The organism is Mycobacterium sp. ACS4331 (assembly GCF_001667265.1).
GTDB lineage: Bacteria > Actinomycetota > Actinomycetes > Mycobacteriales > Mycobacteriaceae > Mycobacterium.
In genome coordinates this window covers 150,392-169,852 of sequence record NZ_LZHW01000013.1, presented here as the reverse complement: position 1 = coordinate 169,852, position 19,461 = coordinate 150,392, and the positions used below count along the sequence as shown (strand labels likewise).

The 19,461-nt window shown below is 68.0% G+C and carries 16 protein-coding genes; 9 read left to right on the top strand and 7 right to left on the bottom strand.

What is annotated here, in order from left to right:
- Positions 1–39 precede the first annotated feature (39 nt).
- The 7 genes from A5727_RS04500 (at position 40) to A5727_RS04470 (ending at position 9,309) form a co-directional block, all read left to right on the top strand.
- Positions 40–1,506, top strand: coding sequence for an APC family permease (locus tag A5727_RS04500; protein ID WP_231991952.1), 1,467 nt, complete (start codon positions 40–42; stop codon positions 1,504–1,506).
- A 102-nt stretch (positions 1,507–1,608) separates the two neighbouring features.
- A complete protein-coding gene (gene gabT / locus A5727_RS04495; protein WP_157521220.1) occupies positions 1,609–2,937 on the top strand; it encodes a 4-aminobutyrate--2-oxoglutarate transaminase in 1,329 nt (442 codons plus the stop codon).
- 57 nt (positions 2,938–2,994) lie between these two features.
- Complete coding sequence (locus A5727_RS04490) at positions 2,995–3,783, top strand: FadR/GntR family transcriptional regulator (protein WP_197507584.1); 789 nt, start codon at positions 2,995–2,997, stop codon at positions 3,781–3,783.
- Complete coding sequence (locus A5727_RS04485; RefSeq protein ID WP_197507583.1) at positions 3,764–4,477, top strand: cache domain-containing protein; 714 nt, start codon at positions 3,764–3,766, stop codon at positions 4,475–4,477. Before A5727_RS04490 ends, A5727_RS04485 begins: the two co-directional genes overlap by 20 nt.
- 109 nt (positions 4,478–4,586) lie before the next feature.
- A complete protein-coding gene (locus A5727_RS04480) occupies positions 4,587–7,709 on the top strand; it encodes an NAD-glutamate dehydrogenase domain-containing protein (protein WP_082949595.1) in 3,123 nt (1,040 codons plus the stop codon).
- Positions 7,710–7,725: 16 nt separating this feature from the next.
- Positions 7,726–8,493 carry an SDR family NAD(P)-dependent oxidoreductase gene (locus A5727_RS04475; protein ID WP_068245122.1) on the top strand — a complete coding sequence of 256 codons (768 nt, stop codon included), beginning with the start codon at positions 7,726–7,728 and terminating at the stop codon, positions 8,491–8,493.
- A 45-nt stretch (positions 8,494–8,538) separates the two neighbouring features.
- Positions 8,539–9,309 carry a class I SAM-dependent methyltransferase gene (locus A5727_RS04470; protein WP_068245119.1) on the top strand — a complete coding sequence of 257 codons (771 nt, stop codon included), beginning with the start codon at positions 8,539–8,541 and terminating at the stop codon, positions 9,307–9,309.
- On the opposite strand, the gene A5727_RS04465 is transcribed toward A5727_RS04470, so the two are convergent.
- Genes A5727_RS04465 through A5727_RS04455 form a run of 3 tightly spaced genes read right to left on the bottom strand, consistent with a single transcriptional unit; the run spans position 9,287 to position 13,129 of the window.
- Entirely contained in the window at positions 9,287–10,813 is a 1,527-nt protein-coding gene (locus A5727_RS04465; protein ID WP_068245351.1) for an aldehyde dehydrogenase family protein, read from the bottom strand. The genes A5727_RS04470 and A5727_RS04465 overlap by 23 nt on opposite strands.
- Before the next feature lie 52 nt (positions 10,814–10,865).
- Complete coding sequence (locus tag A5727_RS04460) at positions 10,866–12,380, bottom strand: DUF7782 domain-containing protein (RefSeq protein ID WP_068245116.1); 1,515 nt, start codon at positions 12,378–12,380, stop codon at positions 10,866–10,868.
- Positions 12,377–13,129, bottom strand: coding sequence for an SOS response-associated peptidase (locus A5727_RS04455; RefSeq protein WP_197507582.1), 753 nt, complete (start codon positions 13,127–13,129; stop codon positions 12,377–12,379). Before A5727_RS04455 ends, A5727_RS04460 begins: the two co-directional genes overlap by 4 nt.
- A gap of 44 nt (positions 13,130–13,173) precedes the next feature.
- On the opposite strand from A5727_RS04455, the gene aroA reads away from it, so the two are divergent.
- Both aroA and rsgA read left to right on the top strand, forming a co-directional pair.
- Entirely contained in the window at positions 13,174–14,466 is a 1,293-nt protein-coding gene (gene aroA, locus A5727_RS04450) for a 3-phosphoshikimate 1-carboxyvinyltransferase (RefSeq protein ID WP_068245111.1), read from the top strand.
- 5 nt (positions 14,467–14,471) lie between these two features.
- Entirely contained in the window at positions 14,472–15,458 is a 987-nt protein-coding gene (gene rsgA, locus A5727_RS04445; protein WP_068245107.1) for a ribosome small subunit-dependent GTPase A, read from the top strand.
- Between the two features lie 4 nt (positions 15,459–15,462).
- Here rsgA and A5727_RS04440 read toward each other — a convergent pair whose 3' ends face one another.
- From A5727_RS04440 to ppk2, 4 genes are all read right to left on the bottom strand, one after another.
- Complete coding sequence (locus tag A5727_RS04440) at positions 15,463–16,746, bottom strand: fatty acid desaturase family protein (RefSeq protein ID WP_068245105.1); 1,284 nt, start codon at positions 16,744–16,746, stop codon at positions 15,463–15,465.
- A gap of 73 nt (positions 16,747–16,819) precedes the next feature.
- Positions 16,820–17,956 carry a ferredoxin reductase gene (locus A5727_RS04435; protein WP_068245102.1) on the bottom strand — a complete coding sequence of 379 codons (1,137 nt, stop codon included), beginning with the start codon at positions 17,954–17,956 and terminating at the stop codon, positions 16,820–16,822.
- 104 nt (positions 17,957–18,060) lie between these two features.
- Entirely contained in the window at positions 18,061–18,567 is a 507-nt protein-coding gene (locus A5727_RS04430; RefSeq protein WP_231991956.1) for a DUF6912 family protein, read from the bottom strand.
- 27 nt (positions 18,568–18,594) lie between these two features.
- Positions 18,595–19,392, bottom strand: a complete 798-nt coding sequence (gene ppk2, locus A5727_RS04425) for a polyphosphate kinase 2 (RefSeq protein ID WP_502687653.1) — start codon at positions 19,390–19,392, stop codon at positions 18,595–18,597.
- Positions 19,393–19,461: the final 69 nt, after the last annotated feature.

Genomic DNA, 19,461 nt, shown 5'->3' with positions numbered 1-19,461 from the left:
AGAATGTCCCTAACAGCAGATCCACCAGGACAGGATGCGATGACCGACGACGACGACGCCCAGCTGCGCAGTCTCGGATTCAACAACGAGTTCAAACGCGACATGGGACCGTGGGCCAACTTCGCCCTCGGCTTCACCTACCTGTCCCCGGTCGTCGGCATCTACGTGACCTTCGGCATCGCGTTGGCCGCCGGCGGACCTCCGATGATCTGGGCACTGGTCATCGCGGGCCTCGGACAGCTGCTGGTTGCCCTGGTGTTCGGCGAGATCGTCTCGCAGTACCCGCTGGCCGGCGGTATCTACCCCTGGGCCCGACGACTCTGGGGCCGACGATGGGCCTGGATCACCGGCTGGATCTACATGATGGCGCTGTTCGCGACCATCGCCGCCCTGGCCTACGGGTCGGCCCCCTACATCTGTGCGCTGTTCGGCATCGAACACACCACAGGTTCCACGGTCGTCGTCGGTCTGGTCCTGCTGGCCATCTCCACGGGCATCAACTTCCTCGGCACCAGGACACTCTCGCTGTTCGCCCGGATCGGCTTCACCGCCGAACTCCTCGGCGCGCTCGCCGTCGGCGTGTGGCTGTTGCTGACCGCACGCAACCACGACTTCTCGATCTTCTTCGACTCGTTCGGCGCCGGCGCTCCGGATGCCTACATCTGGGCCTTCCTGGCCGCAGGCCTGATCGGTGTCTACCAGTTCTACGGATTCGAAGCGTGTGGTGACGTCGCCGAAGAGGTCCCGAACCCGGGCCGGCGGATTCCCAAGACCATGCGGATGACCATCTACGTCGGTGGCGCTGCCGCCATCTTCATCACGATGGCCCTGACCCTGGCGGTGACCGACTTCGGCGCCGTGATGCGCGGCGAGGACACCGATCCGATCAACACCGTGCTGCAGGCGGCATTCGGTGACGTCGGCTCCAAGATCGTGCTGCTGATCGTGCTGGTCTCCTTCATCTCGGGTGCCCTGAGCCTGCAGGCGGCCGCCAGCCGTCTGCTGTTCTCCTACGCCCGCGACGGCATGATCAGCGGAAGTGCCGCCCTTAGCCGGGTTTCACCCACCCGCCGGGTTCCGCTGCTGGCGCTGACGATCGCCGGTCTGGTTCCCGCGCTCATCTTGATGATCACCTTCATCTCCACCGACACGCTGGCCAAGATCGTCTCCTTCGCCACCGCCGGCATCTATCTCGGATTCCAGATGGTGGTGCTGGCCGCACTGCGAGCACGGCTCAAAGGCTGGCAGCCGTCCGGTCCGTTCACCCTCGGGCGCTGGGGCATGGCGGTCAACATCGCAGCCCTGGTCTGGGGCGTTGCCGCCATCACCAACATGGTCTGGCCGCGAACCCCGGACGTGCCGTGGATCGACAACAACATCGTGTCGGTCATGCTGGTCACCGTCATCGCCGCCGGCACGATCTACATGCTCATCAGCGGTCGGGCGGAGAAGAGTGATGCACCGTTTGCCGACGCAATTCCGCGGGCCGACAAGACCAACCGATAACCCCACCCGGGGCCGCCGACCCACCCGGCCGGCGGCCCCACCCCCTCAACGTTTTCTGCGAAAGGACACCCAGTGACCACCACCGAGACCATCCAGCGCCGTATGGTGACCTCCTTCCCCGGTCCGAGGTCACTCGAGCTGCACGCCCGGCGCACCGCCGCGGTCCCGGACAGCATCGCCTCCACTCTGCCGGTCTACATCCAGCGGGCCAACGGCGCGCTCCTCGAAGACGTCGACGGCAACACCTTCATCGACTTCGGCTCGGGCATCGGTGTTCTCAACGTCGGCAACACCGCACCGGCGGTCGTCGAACGGGTGCAGCGGCAGGTCGCCGAGTTCACCCACACCTGCTTCCTGCTCGCCCCCTACGAGGGCTACGTCGAAGTGTGCGAAAACCTGAACCGCCTCACCCCGGGTGACCACCAGAAGCGCTCGATCCTGTTCAACTCCGGCGCCGAAGCCGTCGAGAATGCCGTCAAGGTGGCCCGGGCCGTCACCGGCCGCAGCGCCATCGTGGTGTTCGACCACTCCTTCCACGGGCGTACCAATCTGACGATGGCGATGACGGCCAAGGCCGTGCCCAACAAACAGGGCTTCGGACCGTTCGCCAACGAGATCTACCGGGCCCCGATGTCCTACCCGTTCCGCGACGGATTGACCGGCGCGGAGGCCGCAGCGCGGGCGATCGACATCATCGAGAAGCAGGTCGGCCGGGACGCCGTGGCCGCGATCGTCATCGAACCCATCCAGGGCGAGGGCGGTTTCATCGTGCCGGCCGAGGGCTTCCTGCCGGCATTGTCCGAGTGGGCCCGTGACGCGGGCGCCCTCTTCATCGCCGACGAGATCCAGAGCGGATTCGGCCGGTCCGGATACATGTTCGCGATCGAACACGAGGGGGTGGTGCCCGACATCGTCGTCACCGCCAAGGGCATCGCCGGCGGGCTGCCGCTGTCGGCCATCACCGGGCGCGCCGAGATCCTCGACAGCGTGCACAAGGGTGGCCTCGGCGGCACCTACAGCGGCAACCCGATCGCCTGTGCGGCCGCGCTGGGCACCATCGCGACTCTGGAGCAACAGGACCTGGTCAACCGGTCCCGCCAGATCGGGCAACGCATCGAGGTTCGGCTCAATGCCCTGCGCGACCGCCACCCCATCATCGGTGATGTCCGCGGGCGCGGCGCCATGCGCGGCCTCGAGTTCGTCATCCCCGGCACCACCACGCCCAACGCCCAGGCCTGTGCCGACGTGACCGGCCACTGCCACCGCAACGGCGTCCTGGCCCTGGCAGCAGGCACCTATGGCAATGTCATCCGGCTGCTGCCCCCGCTGATCATCACCGACGCCCAACTCGACGAGGGCCTCGACATTCTGGAGGAGGCGGTCACCGCGGTCAGTTCGGCTTTGACAGCCGGAGCCGAGGCCCCCCGGTAGCATCGAACTCCGCCGCCACCCGACACGAAGCCGTGCACCCCGACACACGAGACGACAGTGACCGCCAACGTTGATTCACAGCACCAGCTGACCCGACGGACGGTGTTCTCACCTCTGTCGGACAGCGGGCGCGTCGAAGAGGTCAGCCAGCGCATCGCTTCGGCCGTTCACCTGGGACTGCTCAGCGACGGTGAGCAGCTGCCCTCGGAGACCGAACTCGCCGCCCAGCTGAGCGTTTCGACCGTCACGCTGCGAGAAGCGCTGATGAACCTGCGGAATCAGGGACTGATCGAGACCCGTCGGGGCCGCAACGGTGGATCCTTCATCCGTGCCGACAGGGGTACCCCGACGGAGGTGCTCCATGAACGGCTGCGGGGCCTGAGCTCCACCGAATGGCGCGATCTCGGAGACGAACAGATGGCGATCGAAGCCGCCATCGCCTTCGTCGCAGCCGAACGTGCCACCGAGGAGGATGTGGAACGACTGCATGCCGTGATGGAACTGCTGCCGGCCGCCACCACGCCGGCAGCCAGATACCAGGCAGACAGTCGTTTCCACCTGGCACTGGCGGTCGCCTCACAGTCCGAGCGGCTCACCCGCAGCGAGATCAGGATCCTCGGTGAGACAGCCGATGTGATGTGGTTGCCGCACCCGGATGACGAATTGGACCAGGACGCGGTGCAGCACGCCCACGCCCAGATCGTGGCAGCCATCGAAGCCGAGGACAGCGAACTCGCCGCCCGGCTGGCCAGGGCACATGCCCAGGCGGGTACCCGCCGGATACGTCAACTGCAGTTGCGGGCAGTGGCCGGTGACAAGCGGCGTAATGCTCGGAGGACAAAATGAGTGCGGAAACCTGGACGTCCAGCTGACCCAGGCGGCCGCACACGTGGCCGGGGTGGTCGAGGACATCTTCAGCGCGCTCCGACAGGGAGCCGCCGAAGCCGCTGCGCTGTACTCAGAAGTGGCCGAGGACGGAACCGTCGACCCCGTGCAGTTGGCGGGTCTGCGACCGTCGATCGAACGTCGGTTGGCCGCCCACCCACACTTCGACGGCACCGGTCTGGTGGTGGACCCGTCGGTGCTGCGGGGTGTCGACCGCTACCAGGAATGGTGGCGCCCGCTGGGCGACGGCCGGTTCGAGTTCCTGGATGTGAAGACCGGGTTCCGGGAGGAGCCCTACGACTACACCACCATGTCCTGGTTCGTCGGAGCAGCACAGGGGATGGAGTGCATCCGGGGCCCGTACGTCGATCTGTCCGGCTCGGACCTCTATGTGTTGACGTTCGCGGTACCGGCGGTCCACGACGGCAGGTTCCTCGGCATATCCGGAGCCGACGTCACGGTGTCCAGCTTCGAGGGCCAGGTCATCGCCGACCTCTCGGTGCTGGACTGCGAGGTCGTGGTGGTCAATTCGGCTGACCGGGTGGTCATCTCGAGTTCACCGGACTACTCCCCCGGCGAACGCATGCGCGCATCGACTGCGAACGACGTCCACATCGGCGGACCCGGGGTCAACTGGCGCGTACACCGCGTCTGACCCGACACACCTACCGCTGAAACACAACTCGGAGCAGTTCACCACAACGTTCCGCTACGCGTGACGGCTGCCGCCGACATGCGTCGATCCGTCATGAGGAGATCAGGACATGTCAACGGCAGCCACTCACACCTCCGGGGCCATCACCGGCCTGCTCGCCACGGTGGCGGCGGTGCCCCACCCCCAGATGTTCATCGAGAACCCGGACAGCACCGGACAACTGGAGGCCATCATCTGGTGGCCCGACGGGCAGCCACCGCTGGGTGAGGTGTGCCGGGCATTCGAACACCTGGGGCTGCGAACGCTTCGACAGGACAACATCGCCGATGGCCGGGATCTGACGCGAGGGTCGCTGCACCGGTTCACCTTTGACGTCGAGCATGATCTCCACCCGCAGGCCTGCGACAAACTCCGGGATGCGTTCTCGGCTCAGGCCGAATACGACTTCGTGATCGACGAATACGCATCGTTGATCTGCACGGCCGGAATCTCCTGGCGCAACGTGGTACTCGTCCGTGCCGCCGGTCGATTCCTACGTCAGACCGGCCTGAACTTCTCCCACGCCTACATCGCCACCGTCCTGCGGTCACGGCCCGACTTCGTCGGACACTTCGTCGGTTATCTGCATGCCCGCTTCGATCCGGACACTGTCGACCGAGCCGAATCGATCAACACACACCGCGAGCTGATCGCTGCGGACATCGAGAAGGCCGACACCCTCGACGAAGACCGCATTCTGCGGTCGTTCGAATCGTTCGTCTCAGCCATGCTGCGCACCAACTGGTTTCAACAGAATTCAGATGGAACACCCAAGCCGTATGCGTCGTTCAAATTCGACTCGCGGAAACTCGGCGCGACATCGGCGGTGACGCCACTGCGCGAGATCTTCGTCGACGCCAACACCGTCGAGGGAATCCACGTGCGCTCGGCGACCGTGGCTCGGGGCGGTCTCCGGTTCTCCGATCGCACCGAGGACTACCGCACCGAAGTTCTCGGTCTGATGAAAACCCAGACGGTCAAGAACGCACCGATCGTGCCGTCCGGCGCCAAAGGCGCGTTCATCCGACGCACGGCGGACACCACCCCGGCGCAGGCCTATGAGATCTTCGTCAGCGGCCTGCTGGACCTCGTCGACAACCGAACCGATTCGGGTTACACCAGCGCGCCCCGGACCATCGCCTACGACGGCGAGGACTCGTATCTGGTGGTGGCGGCGGACAAGGGCACAGCGCGTTTCTCCGATCTGGCCAATTCCCTTTCCTGCCAACGCGGTTACTGGCTGGCCGATGCCTTCGCCTCCGGCGGGTCGACCGGATACGACCACAAGGCGATGGGCATCACCGCACGCGGAGCCTGGCTGTCGGTACGACGGCACTTCGAAGACATGGGTGTCGACGTCGCCGCCGACCCGGTGACCGTGGTCGGCATCGGCGACATGTCCGGTGACGTGTTCGGCAACGGCATGCTGCTGTCACGGCAGTTGCGCCTGGTCGCCGCGTTCGATCACCGGCACATCTTCGTCGACCCCGACCCAGATCCGGAGACCAGCTTCGCCGCCCGCCGAACCCTGGCGCAGGCAGCCGGATCCAGTTGGGCCGACTACGATTCGAGCGCCCTGTCCGAGGGCGGTGGGGTGTGGAGCCGATCGGCCAAACAGATCGACCTGGCGCCGGCGGCTCAACAGCGGCTCGGGCTGTCGACGGCGTCGGTGACGCCGGATCAACTGATCAAAGCCATCCTCCGCGCCGACGTCGACCTGCTCTGGAACGGCGGAATCGGCACCTATGTCAAGGCCGGGGTCGAAGGACACGCCGAGGCCGCCGATCCGGCCAACGATGCGGTGCGGGTCAACGCCGGTGAACTCCGCTGCCGGGTCATCGGAGAAGGTGGCAACCTGGGTCTGACCCAACGGGCCAGGATCGAATACGCCATGGCAGGCGGCCGGATCAACGCCGACTTCATCGACAACGCCGCCGGGGTGGCGACCAGCGACCTTGAGGTGAACATCAAGATCGCGATCGATGCCGCGCAGCAGGACGGACGACTCGCGCCCGAGGTCCGCAACGACGTGCTCGCCTCCGCCACCGCCGATGTGGCCGAACATGTGCTGCGCCAGTGCGACGGCCAGTTGCTGGCGATCAGCATGGCCGAGTCGCAGGCAGCACAGCTGATCAACCGGCACGAGCGTCTGATCGCCATCCTGGAACAGGACAGCGGCATCGACCGTGACGCCAACGTGCTGCCCACCACGGAGGAACTGACCGCCCGGGTCCGGGCCGGACGCGGGCTGTCCCGCCCGGAGATCGCAGTGCTGCTGGCGCACTCCAAGAACGTGGTCCGCGAGGAACTGCTGGCCTCCCCTGTTCCCGATGCGACGACCTTCAGAAGTGAACTGGCCACCTACTTCCCCGCCCCGATCCGAAGTGCGCTCGGCGACATCCGGTCCCACCCGCTGGAGCGGGAGATCATCGCCACCCGGGTCGCCGACTCACTGATCAATCACCTCGGTCCCGGACTGATCTATCAGCTCGAGGAGCGTCTGGGCGTGCGCTCACCAGCGGTGGCCTCCGCCTACGCGGTGGTCCGCGAACTCTTCGACATCGACGCCGAGTGGACGGCAGCACAACAGCCCGAACCGCACGGCACCGACCGACGACCCCGTATGCACTCGGTGCAACTGTTCGTCGAGCACATCGCGGCGCGGCTGCTGCGCAGGCACGGCGACGCGTTCGACATCGACGTCATGATCGCCACGAACCGGCCCGCTGTCGACAGCCTGCGGCGGCGACCGGACTGGACGTTGCTGCGGGACGAGGCCGTCGACCTGGTCGACACCGCGCTGCGACTGGAAACTGATGTCAACCACGTCGCCGACGTCTATCTCCGAATCGACGAGATCCTGGGCCTGACGGGCGCGTGCACTGCATTTGATCCGCTGGCCTCGGCGGCAGACTGGTGGGATGCCATGGCGGGGTGCGCCATTCGCGACGAGCTCGCCGACCGACGGCACGCCCTGGTCGCCGCCGTGCTCGAACCGGCCTACGACCACTCGGCACTGTCGTCGTGGACGGCAACCCGTACCGCACACATCAACAGGTTCATCGCCACCACCAACCTGTTGTACCGCGACGGGAGGTTCGGTATCGCCCAAGCCATGACGCTGATCGCCGAACTGCGTCTGCTGCACGACCACACCCGGAGATTGTTCGACAGCCCCATCACCACCCACTGACGAGAGGATCCACTTCATGGGACAGCTTGCTGGCAGGACCGTACTCATCACCGGAGCCACCAACGGCATCGGCCGAGAAATGGCCCGGCGATTCGCCGCGGAAGGCGCACGGTTGCTGTTGACCGGCCGCAATCCTGAGCGCGCCAAGACACTGCTCGAGGAACTGCACGGCGCCGGGACCGAGGCCCACTTTGTGCTGGGCGACCTTCGCTCCGAGGCGTTCATCGACGAGATCGCCGGTGCGGTGACCGAGCACTTCGGGCACCTGGACGCGATGGTGCTCAACGCCGGTGTCATCACTTACGGGACGCTGGCTGAGATCACCCCCGACCAGTACGACGAGATGATGAATGTCAACGTACGGGCACCCTGGCTGTGTATCCGCCGGATGCATTCGCTGCTGGCCGACGATGCCTCGGTGATCGTCACCGGATCGGTCAGTTCGTTCGCGGTGTTCCCGGGTGAGGGCGTCTACTGCATGACCAAGGCGGCGGTGATCCAGATGGTGCGCACGCTGGCTCTCGAACTCGCCGACCGCAGGATCCGGGTCAACGCACTGTGCCCCGGGGTCATCGGCGGCGACGGGATGTCCCAGGACGCCTTTGAGGCCAGCGGGACCCCGGCCGAGGAGGAAGCCGCCTCGGCGGCACTGACACCGCTGGGCCGGGTCGGGACGCTGGCTGAGATCGCCTCCGGTGCGGTCTTCCTTGCCTCCGACCAGTCGTCGTTCATGACCGGCAACAGCCTTGTGCTCGACGGCGGGATCATCATTCCGCGGGTATGAGGTCGCACGCCGCGCGTGCCGGCCATCCCGGCATAGGGTGGCGTCGTGTCCCTCTGGTCAGCCGGACGGTATGAGGCCGTCGCCCAACGCATAGCGCCGATCGCCACCCAACTGGTGGAGACCGTGGATCGGCTGCGCCCGCTGTCCGGCGCCGAGGTGGTGGACCTCGCCTGCGGCACCGGCAACGCCGCGCTGATCGCCGCGGGACGGGGCGCCCGGGTCACCGGCGTGGATCTGACACCGGAACTGCTGGACCTGGCTGTGGCGAAGCCGGGTGGCCGGGACGTCACGTGGGTGACCGCCGACGCGGCCGACACCGGCCTGCCCGATGCGGCCTTCGACATCGCCGTGTCCAACATGGGCATCATCTTCGTCGAACCCGAACGACAGGTCAGAGAGCTCGAACGGCTCCTCAAACCCCATGGTGTACTGGCGTTCTCCGCGTGGCAGCGGGTGCCGGGCAATCCGCTGTCGGACCCCATCGCGGCGGTGTTCGCCGACGCGCCGCCCGCCCCCTTCACTCCCGATCAGTGGGGTGACCCAGAGCGGGCCGAGCGGCGACTGGCAGCCGGATTCGACGACATCGCGATCGACACCGGAACCTTCACCTGGCGCTTCGACGACCTCGACGCCGCGCTGCGGTTCGTGCAGCACGAGTCCCCCATGCACCTGGCCGCGTTCGCCCGGGCCGACGGCGCGCAGCGCACGAGCCTGGCCGACGCGTTCGCCGCGGCACTGCGCGACCACGTCGACGCCGACGGCGGGGTGCGGTTCGACTCGCCCTACGCGGTGATCACCGCGCGCCGCGGGGCTTGATCCCGAAACGACGCCATCCGCGGGCCGACGACGCCCGCATCACCGCGAGCACGAAGCGGGACTTGCGTCTCGACGCCGGGTACCACAGCAGCTCGCTCTTCTGTGTCGGGAACCGCGGCGCCGTGATGGCCTGTTGGCGACAATATTTCAGGATCCCGTGCGGCCCACCGGCGCGATAGCCCACCCCGGAGGACTTCCAGCCGCCCATCGGCAGCGTCGGACAGAACACGTTGGCCAGGGCGTCGTTGACGTTGACCGCCCCCACCTCCAGGCGCCGCGCGATGCGTTCACCGCGGTGGGGGTCGCCGGTCCACACCGTGGCCGACAACCCGTAACTGGAGTCGTTGGCCAGGCGGATCGCCTCGTTCTCGTCGGCCACCTTGACCACCGGGATCGTCGGGCCGAAGGTCTCATCGGTCATGCAGGCCATGGTCTGGTCGACGTCGGCCAGCACCGTGGGGGCGAAGAACGTCCCGACCCCCGTGGGCTCACCGCCCGCGAGCACCCTGGCGCCCGTCGCGGTCGCCTCCTCGACGTGCCTGGCCACGAGGTCGCGTTGCGCCTCGGTCGCCATGGCCCCGGTGTCGCGGTCGGTGCCCTGCCCGACGGCGCGGACCCTGGTCGCGAGTTTCTCGAGGAACGCGTCATACACCGGTGCCTCGACGTAGACCCGTTCCACCGAGACGCAGACCTGCCCTGAGTTGAACAGCCCGCCCCAGGTGATCCCGTTGGCCGCGCGGTCCAGGTCGGCGTCGGCGAGCACGATCGCGGGATCCTTGCCGCCCAGTTCCAGGCTGTACGGAATGAGTCGCTGCGCGCACGCCACCGCGACCTTGCGACCGGTGGCGGTCGATCCGGTGAACTGCATGTAGTCGACATTGTCGATCAGCGCGGCGCCGGTGTCGCCGTAGCCGGTGACCAGGTCGAGCACGGGCGGCGCCCCGATCTCGGTCCAGCCGCGCACGAACTCGACCCCTGAAAGTGGTGTCACCTCAGACGGTTTCAGCAGCACCGCAGAACCGGCGGCCAGGGCCGGTGCGACGTCGATCCCGGGCATCGCCAACGGGAAGTTCCACGGCGTGATCACGCCGACCAACGGCTGCGGGCGGTGGACCGTGGTGAACCGCTTCACGCGGTACAGCGGGCTGTGCGCCTTGGGATGTCGATCGGACAGGTACTCCTCGGCCCGGGTGGCCCAGAAGTGCACATTGTCGGCGGTGGCGACCGGCTCCAGGCTGGCGTCGACGCGGGACTTGCCGGTCTCCGAGATCAGCACCTCGGTGAGGTGCTCGGCGTTGTCGAGCAGCCAGTTCTGGAACTCCAGGAGCCAGCGGCGGCGCCCGCGAGGGCCCATGGCCTCCCACTCGGGCTGCGCCGCGCGCAGGTCGTCGGCCCTGTTCGCCACGGTGCGCGCGTCGTGGATGGGCACGGTGCCCGACACCTCGCCCGTGGCCGGGTTGCGCACGGTGATGTCGGTTTCGGTCCTCGGCTGTGTCGCGGTCATGACCACCCCCCTGTGAGTCACCTCACAGCATGGCACCACCGGCACGACATCGCTAGCGCGCCTGGTACAGAATCCCCCTGCCGATGGCCTCCCACACCACAGGCAGCGCGGCCTGCGCCAACGCGTCAGCGTCCACACCGTGATGGGCGGCCAGCAGGTCGATCAGGACGCCCAGCGGGACTTCGCCGCGACAGCCCGCCAGCAGCGCGGTCAGCACCTCGTCGACGCCCAGCACCGCGGCGGGACCGCCGGGCCTGCGCACCGCGGCACCGACCTGCTGCCACCCGTCCGGCCCGGGCAGGGACTGCTGTTCCAGGAACACCGGTGCCGTGCTCAGCCGCGCGGCCAGCAGCGCATCGTCGTCGGTGTCGCGCAGATAGGCGCGGCGTGCGAAGAACGCCTCCACCTCGGTGCCGGTGACCAGTTCGTCTGCGCCGGTGATCTCTTCCAGGATCTGCTCGGGCGCCTCGCCGTCGTTCGGTCGGCGCAGGCAGATCAGCCCCATACCGACACCGGTGATGCCCTCCGCGTCGAACCAGTCCAGCCATTCACCGCCCCGTCGCGCGGTCTGTTCGGGTGTCTCACCGGCGTCGGCCAGCCACAGCGACACATAGCTGACCGGGTCGGCCAGTTCGCGCTGCACGACCCAGGCGTGCAGGCCGGTGCCGGCCAACCAGCCCTGCACCCGCTCACGCCAGTCACACCCGGGCCGGACGATCCAGTTCGCCATGATCTGGGCGGTGCCGCCGGGTGCGAGGTGCTCGCCGACCTGTTCGATCAGACTCTGGGACAACGCATCTCCGGCCATACCGGAATCGCGGTAGATGTAGTCGGTGGATCCGGTGCCGACCACGAACGGCGGGTTGGACACGATCAGGTCGAACCGCTCACCGGCCACCGGTTCGAACAGGCTGCCGCGGCGGAGATCCCAGGTCATGCCGTTGAGCCGGGCGGTCGCCGCGGCAAGCGCCAGCGCCCGCTCGTTGGTGTCGGTCGCGACGATCTGCTCACAGTGGCCGTCGAGATGCAGGGCCTGGATGCCGCAGCCCGTGCCGAGGTCCAGGGCGCGGGCCACGGGTGTGCGGATCACCGCGCGGGCCAACGACATCGATGCGCCTCCGATGCCCAGCACGTGGTCTCGCCGGACCGGACCCGGCCGCATCGCGGCGTCCTGATCGGAGACGACGAGGAGATCGCGCGCACCGTCGCTGTGTGGCCGGATGTCCAGTGCCGCGCGCACAGTGTCCGGGCCGGCGGTCTCGAGCACCCCCTGGGCCACCAGCGTCGCGACGCCGGTGCTGGGCAGCGCGCGCCGGACCGCCTCGCCGGACTCCTCGGAACCCAGCAGGAACATCCGGACCAGCAGCGCCAGCGCCTGGTGTTCGGCGGACGCGGCGCGGGTGGCGCGCAGCGCGGGCCACCACACCCCACGGTGCAGTGCGGCATCGGCCTGCTCGCCGAGCAGGGCCGCCACGCCGTCGGTGGTGTAGCCCGCGGCACGCAGGTCTGCGCCGATGGCGTCGACGACGGAGGTGTCGGCCAGCGGCTGGGGCGCGGTCGTGGTCAAAAGAGTTCGGTCTGCTCGGCCTGCGGGCCCACGGCGGCGATCAACTCCGGCCCGTTGTTGCGCACACTGTTGACCAGCGTCGACACCTCGCGGATCGCGATCCGGTCCAAGTCGCCGTGTCCGCGCAGCAGTCCCTCGTCGATCGGGGCATCGGGATCCATCCAGCGATCCCAGTCAGGCGCACTGATGGTCAGCGGCATGCGGTCATGGACCTCCGCCAGCGGGCCCACCGCATCCGTGGTGATGATCGTGCAGCTGAGCAGGGGCGCGGCGTCCTTCGGGGCGCCCTTGGGCCGCCACGTGGTCCACAGCCCGGCCATGAACAGCGGCTCACCATCTGCGGAGTGCAGGTAGAACGGCGTCTTCTTGCCCTTCTCACCACGCCATTCGTACCAGCCGTCCATCGGCACCAGGCACCGTCTGCTCTTGGCCGAGTTGCGGAACGCGGGCGATTCGGTGACCTTCTCGGCGCGCGCGTTGATCAGCAGCGGGCCCTTGGTGTCGGGACCGCCGTCGGGACCGGCCTTGGTCCACGGGGGCACCAGCCCCCAGCGCATCGAGCGGATCCGGCGCGTGGATTCGTCGTCGGGTTCGGAGTGCCGTTTGACGACGGTGCTGATCCTCGTCGTGGGGGCCACGTTGTAATTGGCGCCAGAGCCCTCCTCCGATGCCGCCGCCGTCTCGTCCAGGGCCGCGATCTTCTGGGCCAGCAGCGCGGGGTCGGTGGTCACCGCAAACCGTCCACACATAACCTCCATGGTTCCAGAAGTCGCCGACAGGGCAGGATGGAGCCGTGCCGCACCACGAAAATTGGGCAGCCCCGCAGGCCGGCAGCCCGATCCACGCCACCGTCACCATCCCGGGGTCCAAGTCGCTGACCAACCGGACCCTGGTGCTCTCCGCGGTGGCCGCCGCGCAGGGCTCGGGTTCGTCGACCATCAGCGGCGCGCTGCGCAGCCGTGACACCGACCTGATGATCGGCGCGCTGCGCACTCTGGGTCTGCGGGTCGACGGTGACGGGTCGGAACTGACGGTCTCGGGCAGGATCGCTCCCGAACCGGCGGCCCGGATCGACTGCGGCCTGGCCGGAACGGTGTTGCGGTTCGTGCCGCCGCTGGCCGCGCTCGGTCACGAGGCGGTGCGGTTCGACGGCGACGAGCAGGCCCGCTCTCGCCCCATCGCGCCGCTGCTGGCCGGACTGCGCGCCCTCGGTGTCGACATCGACGCCGACGCCATGCCGTTCCAGGTCACCGGTGCGGGCAGGGTCAAGGGCGGCACGGTGGCCATCGATGCCTCGGCGTCCTCCCAGTTCGTCTCGGGCCTGCTGCTGTGCGGCGCGGCCTTCGACGACGGCGTGACCGTCGAGCACACCGGCACCTCGGTGCCGTCGGCGCCGCACGTGACGATGACCGTCGAGATGCTCCGCCTGGCCGGCGTCGACGTCGACGACTCCACCCCCAACCGGTGGCGCGTCGAACCGGGACGCGTGCGGGCCCGGCACTGGGCGGTCGAGCCCGACCTGTCGAACGCCGTTCCGTTCCTGTCGGCGGCCGTGGTCACGGGGGGCACGGTGCGCATCGCGGGCTGGCCGACGCCCAGCCTGCAGCCCGCCGACACCATCCTGAACATCCTGGCGCTGACCAACGCCGCGGTCTCGCAGGCCGACACCCACCTGGAGGTGCACGGGTCCGCCGAGTACGGCGGGTTCGACGTCGACCTCCACGACGTCGGTGAACTGGCACCCGCCGTGGCGGCCCTGGCGGCGCTGGCCACCCCGGGCTCGGTGTCGCAGCTGCGGGGCATCGCGCACCTGCGCGGGCATGAGACCGACCGGCTCGCGGCACTGACCGCCGAGATCAACGGCCTCGGCGGGCAGTGCGAGGAGACTGCCGACGGCCTGACCATCACCGCGGCGCGGCTGCACGGCGGCACGTGGCACTCCTACGCCGACCATCGGATGGCGACCGCCGGTGCGATCATCGGCCTGCGGGTTCCCGGAGTCGAGGTCGAGGACATCGCCACGACGGCCAAGACGCTGCCGGACTTCCCGCAGCTGTGGGCGGACATGCTGGCGGGCCAGGACTGAACGCCGTGGGGGGCCGCACGTACGACGAGTCGGATGTCCGCATCCGTCCGGGTAAGGGGTCTCGCCCCCGGACCAAGATCCGCCCCGACCACGCCGACGCCCAGGCCGCGATGGTCGTGACGGTGGACCGCGGGCGCTGGGGCTGCGTTCTCGGCGGCGACCCAGAACACCCCGTCACCGCGATGCGCGCCCGGGAACTCGGCCGCACGCCGATCGTCGTCGGCGACGCCGTCGACGTGGTCGGCGACCTCTCGGGCCGACCCGACACCCTGGCCCGCATCGTGCGCCGGGGTGAGCGGCGAACGGTGTTGCGGCGCACCGCCGATGACACCGATCCGACCGAGCGCGTGGTGGTCGCCAACGCCGACCAGCTGCTGATCGTGGTGGCGCTCGCCGATCCGCCGCCCCGCACCGGCTTCGTCGAACGGGCCCTGATCGCGGCCTATGCCGGCGGTCTGACTCCCATCCTGTGCCTGACCAAGTCTGATCTGGCACCGGCCGAACCGTTCGCCGCGCAGTTCGCGGACCTGGACCTGCAGGTCCTGACCGCGGGCCGCGACGACCCCCTCGACGTCGTCGAGCCGGTGCTGGCCGGGAAACTCACCGTGCTGCTCGGCCATTCCGGCGTGGGGAAATCGACTCTGGTGAATCGCCTTGTGCCGCAGGCGGATCGCGCCACAGGCGAGGTGTCGGGCGTGGGCAAGGGCAAACACACGTCCACGCAGTCGGTGGCGCTGCCGCTGCGCGGTGGGGGGTGGGTGATCGACACGCCCGGGATCCGCTCGTTCGGCCTGGCGCACATCGAACCCGACGGCGTGCTGATGGCGTTCTCCGACCTGGCCGAGGCCGTCGAGGACTGTCCGCGCGGATGCGGGCACATGGGCCCGCCAGCCGATCCGGAGTGCGCCCTGGACCTGCTGACCGGGCCGGCCGCCGGCCGGGTCGCCGCAGCGCGGCATCTGCTCGCCGTGCTGCGCGAAGCCGCGGTCTGACCGATCAGGCGGCCAGTTCGGCCTGTCCCTCGGCGATGCGCTTGTCGCGGCGCGCGTTTCGCACCGCACGCACCTTGGCGATCGCACTCTTGAGCCCGCGCTTGCGGCCGGTCGCCGGGTCCGTGACCGCGAACTCCGGGCCGAGTCCGGCGAACATCCGCTCGCTGCGGGTCTCCGGGGCGTCGTCCGCGGTGTCGCGCAGGTACTTGTCGGGCAGCGACAGCTTGGCGATGGTTCGCCAGGACTTGCCGTACTGCGCCAGGAACGAACCCGTGGTGTACGGCAGGTCGTACTTGTCGCACACCTCGCGCACGCGGAACGAGATCTCGTGCAGGCGGTTGCTGGGCAGATCCGGGTAGAGGTGGTGCTCGATCTGATGGCACAGGTTGCCGCTCATGAAGCGCAGCAGCCATCCGCCCTCGAAGTTCGCGCTGCCCAGCATCTGGCGCAGGTACCACTGCCCCTTGGACTCGCCGACCATGTCGGTCTTGGTGAACTTCTCCGCGCCGTCGGGGAAGTGGCCGCAGAAGATGACCGCGTTGGACCAGACGTTGCGGATGACGTTGGCCACCGCATTGGCCGTCAGGGTGGACCTGAAGGTCGCCCGCGGCGACAGGGCCGTCAGCGCCGGGTAGGCGACGTAGTCCTTGGCCAGTTGGGCGCCGGCCTTGGCCGCGAATTCGCGGGCGCGGACCTTGCTGTCATCCCGGTTGTCCCGGCCCTTGAAGATCTTGCCGAGCTCGACGTGCTGCAGCCCCACGCCCCACTCGAAGCCGAGCGCGAGAATGGTGTTGTACACCAGGTTTCCGAGGTTGAACGGCTTCCATTTCTGGTCGCGCGTGACGCGGATCAGCCCGTAGCCGATGTCGTCGTCCATGCCCAGGATGTTGGTGTACTTGTGGTGCATGAAGTTGTGGGTGAACCGCCAGTGCTTGGACGCGCCGCCCATGTCCCACTCCCAGGTGGTGGAGTGGATCTCGGGATCGTTCATCCAATCCCACTGGCCGTGCATGACGTTGTGGCCGATCTCCATGTTCTCGATGATCTTGGCCGCGCCCAGTGTGGCGGTGCCCGCCCACCAGAACGAACGCTTCGAACTTCCCGCCAGCAGCAGTCGCCCAGCCAGCTCCAAGGCGCGCTGCGCGGCGATGGTGCGGCGAATGTAACGGGCGTCGCGCTCTCCGAGGGAGTCCTCGATGTCCTGCCGGATGGCGTCGAACTCGACGCCGAGGCTTTCGATCTCCGATTCGGTGAGGTGCGCGAACGCCGGAACGTCGGTCACTGCCATCGTTCTCTATCCCTTCGTCGTACCTACGCTAGCGTAACCTACGACGTCGTAGGTTACCAGTCGGTAAATGTTGTCAGACGTCGACGACGCAGTCGCCGGACGCCGCCGACACACACGTCTGGATGCGCGTGCCCGGCTCGTGCTCCTCGCCCGTGCGCAGATCCCGCACGTGGCCGTCGACCAGGCTCACCACACACGACTGACAGATGCCCATCCGGCATCCGAACGGCATGCGGACCCCGGCCTGCTCCCCCGCGTCCATGAGGGACGTGGCGCCATCGACGGTCGCCGTCGTGCCGCTGCGCCCGAAGGTGACCGTCCCGCCGGCACCGTGGGCCGCGGCCCGCGACACCGCGAACTTCTCCTGATGCAGACGCGCTCCCACGCCCGCCGCCGACCATACGCGCTCGGCGTCGGCGAGCATCGCCTCCGGACCACACGCCCAGGTCTGGCGCTCGCGCCAGTCCGGCACCTCGTCATCCAAGCGGTCCAGGTCAAGCCGACCCTGCACGCGGGTGGCCCGAAGTCGCAACCGATAACTCGGGTGGGCCGCTGCGAGTTCGGCGAGTTCGGCGCGAAACAGCGCGTCGTCCTCAGTGGGCGCGGAGTGCAGATGCTCGATGTCGGTGATCTGGTCACGACGCGCCAGTGTGCGCAGCATCGACATCACCGGAGTGATGCCGGACCCGGCCGTGAGGAACAGGACCTTCGGAGGCGCCGGATTGGGCATGACGAACTCACCCTGTGGTGCGGCCAGCCGGACGATGGCGCCGGGCGCGACCCCGGACACCAGGTGGGTCGACAGGAAGCCCTCCGGCATGGCCTTGACCGTGATGGTGATGGTGCGCGAACCCTTCAGCGCGGGCGAGGTCAGCGAATAGGACCGCCAGCGCCACCGGCCGTCGACGAGCACACCGATGCCGATGTACTGGCCGGGTTCGTAGTCGAACGAGAAGCCCCAGCCGGGCTTGATGACAAGCGTTGCGCTGTCGACGGTTTCGCGCCTGATCTCCAGAATCCGGCCACGCAGTTCCCGCGCCGACCACAGCGGATTGGCCAACTTGAGGTAGTCGTCGGGAAGCAGCGGTGTGGTGATGCGGGAGACGACGTTGCGCAGCAGATTGAGCCCGGGATGCTTCTCGGCGCCCACAACCTGGGGCCGAACCGTTTCGACGACGTTGGCACTGACCTTGATCTGGCTCTTGGCCACTTGGGGACTCCTGCCCTGAACAGCGTGTGGGTAGCCCCAACCCGGGACATTGAAACCTACGGTAGCGTAACCTACGCCTCCGTATCCAGTCTTTGCGTCGGGAATTACAGGAGCTCCAGCAGGAACGGCAGCTCCTGTGTCGCGTACCAGGCCAGATCATGGTCCTGCGCGTCGCCGACGGTCAGCTCGGCGTCCTCATCGCCCAGATCCGCCTCATCGATGACCGCGACCGCGGCCTTGACCGCTGGTTCCGCAGACGCGTTGTCGACGTAGACCGCCACGATGTCGGTCGTCGTCACGGCCGCACCCACCTTCACCACGGCGTCGTCGAGGTCGGGGCGTGGTTTCACAGGTTCGACGTCGGCGACGATCACCGCGCGGCGCGGCGGCAAGCCGTTCATCGCATCCTCGTCAGCGGCCAGCAGCCGCAGCGACGCCAGCGCGGCTTCGGTGATCGCGACCTCGGCGAGTTCGTCGTCGTCACCTTCGGCGTAGGCCTCGCGCAGCGTGGGGGTGACCGCGAAGGCGGTCCCGCCGACCGGAAAGAGTTCTCCCTCGGCGACGAGCTGGCGCAGCATGGCCAGCGTGGCCGGGATGTAGACCCGCATCAGGGCAGACTAGCGATGCGTTGGCGGGGACTACTCACGATCCCCGAGCAGAGTCGCGACGTAGTCGTCGACATAGGTGGACTGATCCCGCGGCGGTCGTTGGTAACCCGTGGCCTCCACGGGGCGTTTCGGCAGGTGCACCTTCGGTCGCTGCACGTCGTGATAGGGAATCGTCGAGAGCAGGTGGCTCATCATGTTCAACCGGGCGTGCTTCTTGATGTCGGATTCCACGACGTACCAGGGACTGACCACGGTGTCGGTGTGCGCCATCATCTCGTCCTTGGCGCGCGAGTAGTCCTCCCACCGGTACACCGACTCCAGGTCCATCGTGGACAGCTTCCACTGCCGCACCGGGTCGTGCAGACGCTTGCGGAACCGGCGCAACTGCTCCTCCTCCGACACCGAGAACCAGTACTTGCGCAGCAGGATGCCGTCATCGATGAGCATCTGCTCGAACTGCGGCGCCTGATGCAGGAACAGCGCCCGCTCCTCCGGTGTGCAGAACCCCATCACGGTCTCGACACCGGCCCGGTTGTACCAGGAGCGGTCGAACAGCACGATCTCGCCGCGGGTCGGCAGGTGCTCCACGTAGCGCTGGAAGTACCACTGGCCGCGTTCCCGTTCGGTGGGGGCGGGCAGCGCCGCGATGCGCGCGACACGAGGGCTCAGGTACTCGGTGATGCGCTTGATCGTGCCGCCCTTACCCGCGGCGTCCCGGCCTTCGAACAACACCACAATCCGGGCTCCGGTGTGCTTCACCCACTCCTGCAGCTTCACGAATTCGGTTTGCAGGCGGAAGATCTCGGCCTCGTAGACATCGTTGGGGATGCGATGCGACGCCTTGCGTCCACCGGACCTCCCGGCTTTCGACGCTTTCGACCCCTTGCCCACCGTCGA

Coding starts and splice junctions, on each gene's coding strand:
- A5727_RS04475 (WP_068245122.1), top strand. CDS start 7,726: ATGGGACAGCTTGCTGGCAGGACCGTACTCATCACCGGAGCCACCAAC.
- A5727_RS04455 (WP_197507582.1), bottom strand. CDS start 13,129: ATGTGTGGACGGTTTGCGGTGACCACCGACCCCGCGCTGCTGGCCCAG.
- A5727_RS04480 (WP_082949595.1), top strand. CDS start 4,587: ATGTCAACGGCAGCCACTCACACCTCCGGGGCCATCACCGGCCTGCTC.
- A5727_RS04500 (WP_231991952.1), top strand. CDS start 40: ATGACCGACGACGACGACGCCCAGCTGCGCAGTCTCGGATTCAACAAC.
- A5727_RS04440 (WP_068245105.1), bottom strand. CDS start 16,746: ATGGCAGTGACCGACGTTCCGGCGTTCGCGCACCTCACCGAATCGGAG.
- gabT (WP_157521220.1), top strand. CDS start 1,609: ATGGTGACCTCCTTCCCCGGTCCGAGGTCACTCGAGCTGCACGCCCGG.
- A5727_RS04465 (WP_068245351.1), bottom strand. CDS start 10,813: ATGACCGCGACACAGCCGAGGACCGAAACCGACATCACCGTGCGCAAC.
- A5727_RS04485 (WP_197507583.1), top strand. CDS start 3,764: ATGCTCGGAGGACAAAATGAGTGCGGAAACCTGGACGTCCAGCTGACC.